This is a genomic window from Chroococcidiopsis sp. CCALA 051 (genome assembly GCF_003015105.1).
GTDB classification, from domain to species: Bacteria; Cyanobacteriota; Cyanobacteriia; order Cyanobacteriales; family Chroococcidiopsidaceae; genus Chroococcidiopsis; species Chroococcidiopsis thermalis.
In genome coordinates this window covers 1-10,389 of sequence record NZ_PYCI01000192.1, presented here as the reverse complement: position 1 = coordinate 10,389, position 10,389 = coordinate 1, and the positions used below count along the sequence as shown (strand labels likewise).

5 protein-coding genes are annotated in these 10,389 nt (G+C 47.0%); 4 read left to right on the top strand and 1 reads right to left on the bottom strand.

Features of this window, described 5'->3' with window-relative positions; translation table 11 throughout:
* Positions 1-2 precede the first annotated feature (2 nt).
* The 4 genes from C7Y66_RS28510 to C7Y66_RS28495 all read left to right on the top strand — a co-directional run bounded on the left by C7Y66_RS28510 (position 3) and on the right by C7Y66_RS28495 (position 9,957).
* A complete protein-coding gene (locus C7Y66_RS28510) occupies positions 3-3,554 on the top strand; it encodes a methyl-accepting chemotaxis protein (RefSeq protein WP_233222895.1) in 3,552 nt (1,183 codons plus the stop codon).
* A 79-nt stretch (positions 3,555-3,633) separates the two neighbouring features.
* A complete protein-coding gene (locus C7Y66_RS28505; protein WP_106548144.1) occupies positions 3,634-7,116 on the top strand; it encodes a hybrid sensor histidine kinase/response regulator in 3,483 nt (1,160 codons plus the stop codon).
* A 78-nt stretch (positions 7,117-7,194) separates the two neighbouring features.
* Positions 7,195-7,710: a chemotaxis protein CheW gene (locus C7Y66_RS28500; RefSeq protein WP_015152319.1), complete on the top strand. Its 516-nt coding sequence runs from the start codon at positions 7,195-7,197 to the stop codon at positions 7,708-7,710.
* 147 nt (positions 7,711-7,857) lie between these two features.
* Positions 7,858-9,957, top strand: coding sequence for a M3 family metallopeptidase (locus C7Y66_RS28495; RefSeq protein ID WP_106548143.1), 2,100 nt, complete (start codon positions 7,858-7,860; stop codon positions 9,955-9,957).
* Between the two features lie 31 nt (positions 9,958-9,988).
* Here the strand turns inward: C7Y66_RS28495 and C7Y66_RS28490 are convergent.
* A partial coding sequence (locus C7Y66_RS28490; RefSeq protein ID WP_146149902.1) for an aminotransferase class III-fold pyridoxal phosphate-dependent enzyme occupies positions 9,989-10,389 on the bottom strand: 401 nt, incomplete at its 5' end.

Below are 10,389 nucleotides of genomic sequence, written 5' to 3'. Positions count from 1 at the left end.
AGATGTGTATAAGAGACAGTCCCTACTCCCTCGAAAACGTATCTGCTATGCTAAATTCTCGCCTCAAACAAACTCCCCAAGTCTCAAACTCTGAGGTCAAAACATTCTCGCAGCCACCGCGATCGCCAAATGGATCTGCTGTTGGCAAGCAGCGTCGCAGTCAACCGTGGAACAATTTTAGCTTTCGCACCAAGCTAACTCTATTGTTAATGCTGAGTGCGGCACTGCCTATAGTCGTAGTGACGCAGAAAAATGCTGCTGTGACGCGACAAAGAGAAATACAGAACGCTCAAACATTTTTACAAAAAGCTCAAGCTAGTTTCTTATCTAACTATGCTACGTGGGTTGTTACGGAATCAGCTACAGAAGCGAATACGGTCGCCGAAGTCGTACAAGCAATGAAGATCGATCTGCGCGATCGGCAGCAGGTAGCAGCTCAACGCCAGTTTCTCAATACTTTTCTGGGCAAATTTAGCGTCACAGATGGTAGTGGTTCTGTAGAAAAAAACCTCCGTGTCATTGTAGGTGCTGACGGAAAAACAATCGCTCAAAGTATTCGTACCTTATCAGAAGAATATTTAAATTTACCTGTAGATAAAGTAGAACTCAATCCTCCCTACCGCCAAGTTTCTCTGCCAACTGGTATCAATTTAGGGGATGTGCCGATCGTCCAACACGCTTTGCAAACAGGAAAAGTTTTAAGCGGTCTAGAACTCATTAATAGTAGTGTTCTCAAACGCTTAGGGCAAGATAAGCAAGCGAATATTGGTATTCGTTCCCAACCGACAGCAGGTTTACCACCAAGCAAACAACCCTCTCCCAATGGGACTTACAACGTTGATGCGGGGAAAATCGGATTGGTAGGGATGACAGTACAGCCAATTCTAGCAGGTAAAAAAGTTGTAGGTGCTGTCATCGTCGGTTCTGTAATCAATCAAGCACCAGGGCAGGTAGATAGTTTTAAAGACTTTGAAAAAGTTTCCTTATCAACAATCTTTGCTCAAGATTGGCGGGTGACAACGACTGTCCCATATACAGACGGTAAATCTAGAGCAATTGGTACGCGAGCTGCCAGAGAAGTAGCACAGCAAGTCTTAGATCGGGGGCAGGAATTTAACGGTCAGACAAATATCTTGGGGCAAACGTATCTTACAGCATACAGTCCTCTGTACGACCATGAAAAAATTTTGAATCCAGACAAAGCCAAGCCTGTTGGAATGGCTTTTGTCGGTACACCTTTAGATGAAATAGAAGCTCACATTCGCGAACAACAACTCTTCGCCTATGGCGTTTCTGGGGGAATGTTACTATTAATTGGTTTAGTTGCAATTCCAGTAGCAGGCTCTTTTTCTCGACCGCTCAAACGTTTAGCAAGTTTCGCACAACAAATTGGGATTGGAGAGACTGGCACGAGACTGGAAGAAGCCAGCGATCGCCACGATGAAATTGGCATTCTCTCGCAAGAATTGAATCAGATGGCGGCTAATATTGAAGCCAATCTGGAAGCTCGTCGCCAAGAAGCAAAATACGCTCAATTTTTTGGCGATTTGGCAGCGAAAACCCGAGATTTTCAAACAGTTGAAGACGTGTTAGCTCATACAGTCAAAGCCACCCGCGATGTATTACAAGTAGAACGAGTAGTAGTCTATCGCTTCCACCCTGATTGGAGTGGAATAGTTGTTGCCGAGGCAGCCATTCCTGGTTTACCGTCCTGCCTTAACACGACGATTGCCGATACTTGTATGCAGGCAAAAAAAGCGGAAGAATACAAGAAAGCTCGGGTGAGGGCGATCGACGATATTTATCGAGCAGGCTTAACTGATTGCCACATTCAATTACTTGAAAGATTGAAAATTAAAGCAAATTTAGTTGCACCAATTATTAAAAACGACGAGCTTTTTGGTTTAGTATTTGCTCAATATTGCTCAAAAGCGCATCTTTGGGAGCAAGCAGAAATTAATTTTCTAGAGCGCTTAGGATTACAATTAGGGTCATCTTTGCACCGGATCGATCTATTACAAGAACAACAAGACGAAGCTAAGCGCGGCGAGCTACTAAAAGATATCACGCTCAAAATTGCTCAAATCAGCAACCTACAAGATGTCCTGAATGTTGCTACTGATAATATCCGGCAAGCGATCGCCACAGACCGAGTGGTGGTTTACGGTTTAGACCCGACTAACTGGAAGGGGACAATTATAGCTGAGTCGGTGGCTAATGGTTTTCCAGTAGCAATGGGAGCTGAGATTGAAGATCCCTGCTTGAAGAAAGGTCAGGTAGAACGCTACAAGAAGGGACAAGTCACGAGCATTAGCGATATATACAAGGAACCGAGAGTGACTGCTTGTTATCGCAAACAACTCGAACAATTTAGCGTCAAAGCAAATTTGGTCGCGCCAGTCGTGCAGGGCGATCGGTTATTTGGTTTATTAATTGCTCATCAATGTTCTGGTGCGCGTGTTTGGCAGCAGCAAGAAATGGACTTTTTCCGGCAATTAGCAACGCAAATTGGCTACGCTCTCGATCGCGCATCTCTGTTAGAGCAGCAAAAGAACGCTAGAGAGTTCATGCAGCAACGTGCTTTAGAACTGCTGATGCAAGTCGATCCAGTTAGTCGCGGCGACTTAACAGTACGCGCTAACGTCACTGAAGACGAAATCGGGACGATCGCCGACTCTTACAATGCCACAATTAACAGCTTGCGAAAAATCGTGACGCAAGTACAAACTGCCGCGCAACAAGTAGCCAGCACGACCACTAGCAGCGAACGATCTGTCGGCGAACTATCTCAAGAAGCGCTGCGGCAAACTGAGGTCATTACTGAAGCACTAGAGCGAATTCAACAGATGTCCGACTCAATTCGTGCTGTAGCAGCAAGTGCTTCCCAAGCAGAAGCAGTCGTACAACAAGCAACCGAAACGGTAGCAGTAGGAGGTACGACGATGAACCGAACAGTGGAAGGAATGATGGCAATTCGGGACACAGTAACGACAACCTCGAAAAAAGTGAAGCAGTTGGGTGAATCCTCTCAAAAGATTTCTAAAGTCGTGAACTTAATTGGTAGATTTGCCGCTCAAACCAACTTATTAGCATTAAAAGCTTCTATTGAAGCTGCCCGTGCTGGAGAAGAAGGACGAGGATTCGCCGTACTAGCTGATGAAGTGCGCGTCTTGGCGCGGCAATCAGCAGAAGCAACCGCAGAAATTGAAAGTTTGATTGCCAACATTCAGGCAGAGACAAACGAAGTGGTAGCAGCAATGGAAGCTGGCACAGAACAAGTTGTTTCTGGAACCAGGTTAGTCGATGAAACTCGTCAAAGCTTGAACCAAATTGCCACAGCGAGTCAACAGATCGGTGAACTCGTAGCCGCGATCGCTTCTGCTGCGGTGTTGCAGTCCCAAACATCTGAAGTAGTGACTGCCACCATGACAGATGTAGTGGCGATCTCCGACCGCACTTCCAACGAAGCAACCGTAGTTTCCAGCTCCTTTAGAGAACTCTCAGCACTAGCACAAGAACTGCAAGCCAGTGTCAGTCAGTTCAAAGTGAGTTAGCGATCGGTGGCTAGTGGCTAGTCACTAGTCACCAGCCACTAGCCACTTATCTTCCCCTACTCCCTACTCCCTATTCTGTATGGCGATCGACTCTGATATTCGCGACCAGGCTTATCAATTCTTCATTCAAGAAGCTCCAGAGCTATTGCAGCTCATTGAAGAGGAATTGCTGACGCTCAGAACGGAACGCAGCACCGCCAAAATTCATAACATGATGCGGGCTGCTCACTCAATTAAGGGAGGGGCGGCGAGTGTTGGTCTAGACACGATTAAAACCCTAGCTCATAGCCTAGAAGATATCTTTAAAGGGTTGCACAACCCAGAGTTAGATATTAATGCCGAAGTAGAAGGCTTGTTACTAGAAGCTTATGACTGTCTGCGTCTACCATTAATCGAGCAGATTGAAAACGGTCAGTGCAACAACGAGCAGGCAATGGCAACAGCAGAGCCAGTGTTTGCTCGGATCGAATCTAGTATAGGAAATTTCTTGAAAGGAGCGGCGGAGTTACCTAGCTCTGTCGATCTAGGGGTAGATATTGCACTTTCGATTTTTGAGGTGGATGTTGCTCAGGGAATCGAGCGACTCTCGGCTGTCATAACCGATCCTACAGGTAAAGAAATTGCGGGAGAATTACGAGCGCAAGCAGAAGTATTTGCAGGTATTGCCGAGTTGTTAAACCTGCCAGGATTCGGCGCGATCGCCTCTACCGCAATCGCCGCAATCGACGCTCATCCAGAGCAAGCTTTACAGATTGCTCAACTCGCTCTAGCTGACTTTGAGGCAGGTAGACAAGCAGTGATGGCAGGCGATCGCACATCTGGTGGCAATCTCTCCCCAGCTTTAGCAGCACTAGTAGAGGCAGCCGCCCCAGCCGTTTTCAACATGCCAGTGGACGATGTTTTTGGCGCTTTGGCAGAGGTAGATTTGGCATCGATGCCATTGCCAGCAATTCCTGACTCAACGGTTGAAGATATATTTGGCGCATTAGATGCAATCGGCGATTTGACGGCAGTTCCAACTGCACAAACATCTTTAGAGAATGTATTTGGTACGTTAGTAGAAACTGATGTCCCCGCAACACCGATTGCTACCCCTGCAACCACGCCCGAAACTACTGCGCTTCCCAATCTGGACGATATTTTCGGTAGTATCGGTCAAGACAGCGCGATCGCAGATGCCTCGCCAAGCGCCGCACCTCAAGCAGATAGCGCCTCTATTCCATCGCTAGATGATATTTTTGGTGACTTGAAATTAGCAGAAGAGCCAGCTACGCCTGCTGTCGTTGCTGCTTCTGAGCAAAAAGCCACCGATCGCAGCGCTCAGGAAAATCCATCAGACGCAATTCAATCAGTCGAGCAGATATTTGGCAATCTACCACCACTAGAAGATCTTGCCCTACCGACTGGACGATCGGCTTCTATAGTACCAACCACACCCAAGGTATCGACAGTTGCAGAAAAGACTACCGCGATCGCCCCTAGCAATCCAGCTCCGCTTAAAATTTCTGGGGTAGCACGCCAAGCACCAGAAACAAGTAAAGCTGGTAATAAGGCTGCTACTCCTCAGCTATCTCAGCTTTCAGTGCGCGTTGACCTAGAGCGACTGGAACGAATGAACAACTTAGTTGGTGAATTGGCAATTAACCGCAACAGTCTGGCACTGCAAAACGATCAAATGCAAGCAATTATCGTTGCTTTACTGCGTCGTTTTGCTAAATTCAGACAAATCGCTCATAACTTGCGAGATTTTGCCGACCAGATGTTAGTCGCTCCTCAGAGCTATAGAGGGTTATCCAGTAGTGCCGTAGGAAAATCTAATTCTGGAAATATCACTGCAATCGCACCTACAGGACTTGCCTCATTCGGACAAACAAGCTTTGATTCTTTGGAGATGGATAACTATGGCGAGTTACACTCCCTGGTACAAACCACTCTAGAAGAAATCATGCAATTGGAAGAAACTGTGGGTGACGTGGTGTTACTGGCAGGACAATCTAGTCAAACGCTAGAAAGACAACGCCAAATGCTGAGTCATTTGCGGGATGACTTGATGTGGGCGAGGATGTTGCCTTTGAGTGAAGTTCTCAACCGTTTCCCACGCATGTTGCGCGACTTGTCTAATTCGTACAACAAACCAGTAGAACTCAAGTTAAACGGAACGGGGGTTTTAGTAGACCGGGCCGTGCTAGAAAAACTCAACGATCCGTTAGTACACCTAGTTCGCAACGCTTTCGATCACGGGATTGAAATGCCAGAAGATCGACAACAACGGGGCAAACCAGAGCAAGGGACGATTGAAATTCGTGCCTATCACCAAGGTAGCCAGACGATGATTGAAGTGCGAGACGATGGGCGGGGTGTTAACCTAGACCGGATTCGAGCAAAAGGAATAGACATGGGGTTATTAACTCCAGAACAAGCAGCCGTTGCCGAGCCATCGCGGTTGTTAGAATTGCTATTTGAACCAGGATTTTCTACAGCAAGTCAAGTCAGCCAGCTGTCCGGTCGAGGTGTAGGACTGGATGTGGTACGCGACCAATTGCGATCGCTTAAAGGTAGCGTGACGCTTAACTCTGAACCAGGGCGCGGCACTGCTTTTACCTTACGCATTCCACTGACATTATCGATCGCCAAACTACTCGTTTGCTTTGTTGGTTCCACTGCTCTGGCGTTACCTTCTGACAGTATTGCTGAAATTTTAATTCCCCAACCCGATCAGGTGAGAGTCAGTAGCGGCAAGAGATTTTTGCATTGGCAAGGTCATATTGTCCCTGCCTATCACCTATCCCAACTTCTGCAATATTCTTGCCCGTTACCGGAAACTCAACAAAATCAAAGTTTAGCAACTGTGCCTACCCCTGATGACTGGGCAGCACCAATTCTGTTGTTAGAACAAGACGACCAGCTGATTGCTATTGAAGTCGATCGCTTGGTAACCGAGCAAGAACTCGTCATTAAACCTTTCAGTCCCGCGATCGCGCCACCAATATATATTTATGGCTGTACGATTTTGGGTAATGGTTGTTTGATCCCAGTCGTTGACGTATCTGGGCTGTTGCAATCCTTCTTTGGCGACGGACGGCGTGTTGGTGACGTTTCCGCATTACCCAGCTTGCCTGTTGCGGAACTGCCAGATGATAGTACTTCTACTCCATCAGCTCCCCCAGTTAAAACTGTGACTCCAACTGTGCTGGTGGTAGATGACTCAATTACCGTAAGGCAGACTTTGGCGCTGACTCTCCAAAAAGCTGATTATCGCGTTTTACAAGCTAGAGACGGTCGAGAGGCAATCAACCAACTACAACAAAATCTACACATTATCCAACTTGTAATTTCCGACGTGGAAATGCCAAACATGAATGGCTTCGAGTTCCTCAGCCATCGTAGGCAAGACCCACAACTCTCAAAAATTCCTGTGGTGATGCTCACTTCCCGTAGTAGTGAAAAACACCAACAGCTAGCTAAACATTTAGGCGCTAAACACTACTTCACCAAACCGTACATCGAGCAAGAATTCTTAGCAGCCGTTAAAGAACTCCTGGCAGAAGCTGTTACTCCTTAGTCATTGGTCATTGGTCATTGGTCATTGGTCATTGGTCACTGATAACTGCTCCCTACTTCCTACTCCCTATTAACTGACATGGCAAGCGCTCTAGTTAGATCGAAAATTCAAGCAACAGGACAGATTGCTCAAGAAACAGCTACGTCCATAAAAATCGTGATGTTTCAAATGGGCGAGTTTAACTTAGCTTTACATATTAATAGCATTGTAAAAGTACTGCCACAGACAGTAGTTTATGGTAGCGGGCAACATGGAGTCGGATTGATTCATCTGAGCGATCGCGAAGTCACGGTGGTCGATCTCCAGCGGCGATTATTTCAGTCTAGCGGCAATCTCGATCCAGCAAAGCGGGGTTATTTGATGCTCGTCCAAGACAGACAAAGAGAACTTTATGCCATTCCCGTTGCTCAAGTTCCTACTTTGATGGACGTACCCTTGTCTTGCGTGCGCATTTTGCCAGAATCTTACCGCAATGCCGATATATTCGGCTTTGCAACTCACGTAGCCGTGATTCCAGCAACAGAACCACCACTGACAATATTCATGTTAGACGTGGATCAACTGCTATTAGTCAGGAATGTAGAAATTGTTTAGGTGAGTCATTTGTCATTCGTCATTCTTGGTATTTTCACTAGTGACTCATAGCCGACGAGCAATGTCAGCTTACGGCATTCAACACTCGGCGGTAGTTGTAGGTGTTAACGATAATGGAGGTAACACTAATACAAAGTAGAACCGCTTATGAGTGCGATCGCTACAGTTGACAATCCATTATTAAAAGGTCAGGGATTGCCACCATTTGCAGATATTCAGCCAGAGCATGTGGTTTCAGCCATGACACAACTGCTGGCGGAACTAGAATCAGAACTAGCGAATTTAGAAGCAAACGTCACGCCAACCTGGAGTGGGTTGGTAGAACCTATAGATCGCTTGTCAGAGCGCTTGCGCTGGAGTTGGGGTATTGTCGGGCATTTGATGGGCGTAAAGAATAGCCCGGAACTGCGGACAGCTTACGAAACTGTACAGCCACAAGTCGTAGAGTTTTATAACAAATTTAGTCAAAGTCAGCCGCTTTACGCAGCTTTTAAAGCATTACGAGCTAGCGAAACTTGGAATACCTTAGTAGATGCTCAAAAACGGATTGTGGAAGCAGCAATTCGAGATGCCGAGCTGTCGGGCGTAGGTCTAGCAGGAGAGCAACGCGATCGCTTTAATGCGATTCAATTAGAGTTAGCTGAACTTACCACCAAGTTTTCTAACAACGTTTTAGACGCAACCAAAGCTTTCAGCCTGACATTGACATCACCAGATGAAGTAGAAGGCTTACCTCCTAGTTGGTTAAGTCTAGCAGCTCAAGCCGCCCGTGCCGCAGGGGAAGAAAAGGCAACACCGGAAATTGGTCCTTGGCGCGTGACGCTGGATTTTCCTAGTTACTTGCCTTTCATGCAGCATGGCAAACGTCGGGATTTGCGAGAAAAACTATATAGAGCATTTATTAGTCGCGCTTCCTCTGGAGATTTAGATAATACTCCTTTGATTGAAAAGATTTTACAACTACGACGCGAAAAAGCCAATTTGCTTGGGTTTAATAGCTACGCAGAATTAAGTCTAGCTAGTAAAATGGCTCCCAGCGTCGATGCAGTAGAGACTTTATCAGAGGAATTGCGACGCGCTAGTTACGATGCTGCAAAGCAAGATTTAGAAGACTTGAGAACTTTTGCTGCGTCTAAAGGAGCGCCAGAAGGCAGCAACTTGCAGCATTGGGATATTGCATTTTGGGCAGAACGCCAACGAGAAGAAAAATTTGCTTTTAGTGCAGAGGAACTGCGCCCTTACTTCCCCTTACCCCAAGTATTAAACGGGCTATTTACTCTAGTCAACAAGTTATTTGGGGTGACTGTTACTGCTGCGGACGGTCAAGCACCAGTTTGGCATGAAGATGTGAGATATTTTCAGATTGCTGACGAAACAGGAGAAGCAATCGCCTATTTTTATCTAGACCCCTACAGCCGTCCAGCGGAAAAGCGGGGTGGTGCGTGGATGGATGATTGTATCGGTCGGGCAAAACTGACAACTCACGAGGGTACAGTTGCCACCCGCAAACCCGTAGCTTATTTAGTATGTAACCAAACTCCTCCCGTTGATGGCAAGCCCAGCTTGATGACTTTCAACGAAGTGGAGACTTTATTCCATGAGTTTGGTCACGGGTTGCAACACATGTTGACTAAAGTAGACGATGCAGGGGCAGCTGGGATTAATAACGTCGAATGGGATGCAGTTGAGCTACCTAGCCAGTTCATGGAAAACTGGTGCTACCATCGAGAAACCTTGATGGGAATGGCAAAGCATTACGAAACTGGCGAGACTCTGCCAGAGCATTACTATCAAAAACTCATTGCTGCTCGCAATTATATGAGCGGTAGTGCGATGCTACGACAGCTACACTTCGGTTTAGTCGATTTGGAACTGCACCATCGCTATCAGCCTGGTGGTATGGAGACAGCCAGTGACGTACGCCAGCGCATCGCCAAGACGACAACCGTATTACCACCATTACCAGAAGATGCCTTTTTGTGTTCTTTTGGACATATTTTTGCTGGCGGATACGCTGCGGGATACTACAGCTACAAATGGGCAGAAGTCCTCAGTGCTGATGCCTTCGGAGCATTTGAAGAAGCTGGATTAGATAATCCCCAGGCACTGACTGAGACGGGGAAACGATTTCGCAATACCGTGCTGGCTTTGGGTGGTAGCCAACATCCAATGGATGTGTTTAAATCCTTCCGAGGTCGAGAGCCGAGTACAGAGCCTTTGTTGAGGCATAGTGGTTTGGCTGCATAGTTTTTGTGAGGTGGGCGTTGCCCACCCTACTTTATGCTTGCACTGCTGCGATCGCTGTTTCCAATGCTTGTAGGGCAAGATTGACTTCTGTTTCGGTAACAATCAGGGGTGGTACGAAGCGCAGCACTTTTGCTCCGGCTGGCACGAGTAATAAACCTTCAGCGATCGCCGCTTTAACTACATCCGCTGCTGTAATTTCGCTTTCAGCAGCTAACTCCATCCCATTAATTAAACCCCAACCGCGCACGTCAGTGATGAGCGCGGGATATTTGGCTGCCAGCGCCCGCAAGCCCGTTCTGAGCTGTTCGCCACGGGCGCTGACATTTTCTAATAAATTCTCTTTGGCGAGCGTTTCGCACACCGTCAAGGCGACCGCACAGGCAAATGGATTGCCCCCAAACGTACTGGCGTGATCTCCTGGTGCAAACACAT

What these genes read in the sequence shown, in the direction of transcription:
- C7Y66_RS28510 (WP_233222895.1), top strand. Translation starts at nt 3, where the DNA reads ATGTGTATAAGAGACAGTCCCTACTCCCTCGAAAACGTATCTGCTATG.
- C7Y66_RS28505 (WP_106548144.1), top strand. Translation starts at nt 3,634, where the DNA reads ATGGCGATCGACTCTGATATTCGCGACCAGGCTTATCAATTCTTCATT.
- C7Y66_RS28500 (WP_015152319.1), top strand. Translation starts at nt 7,195, where the DNA reads ATGGCAAGCGCTCTAGTTAGATCGAAAATTCAAGCAACAGGACAGATT.
- C7Y66_RS28495 (WP_106548143.1), top strand. Translation starts at nt 7,858, where the DNA reads ATGAGTGCGATCGCTACAGTTGACAATCCATTATTAAAAGGTCAGGGA.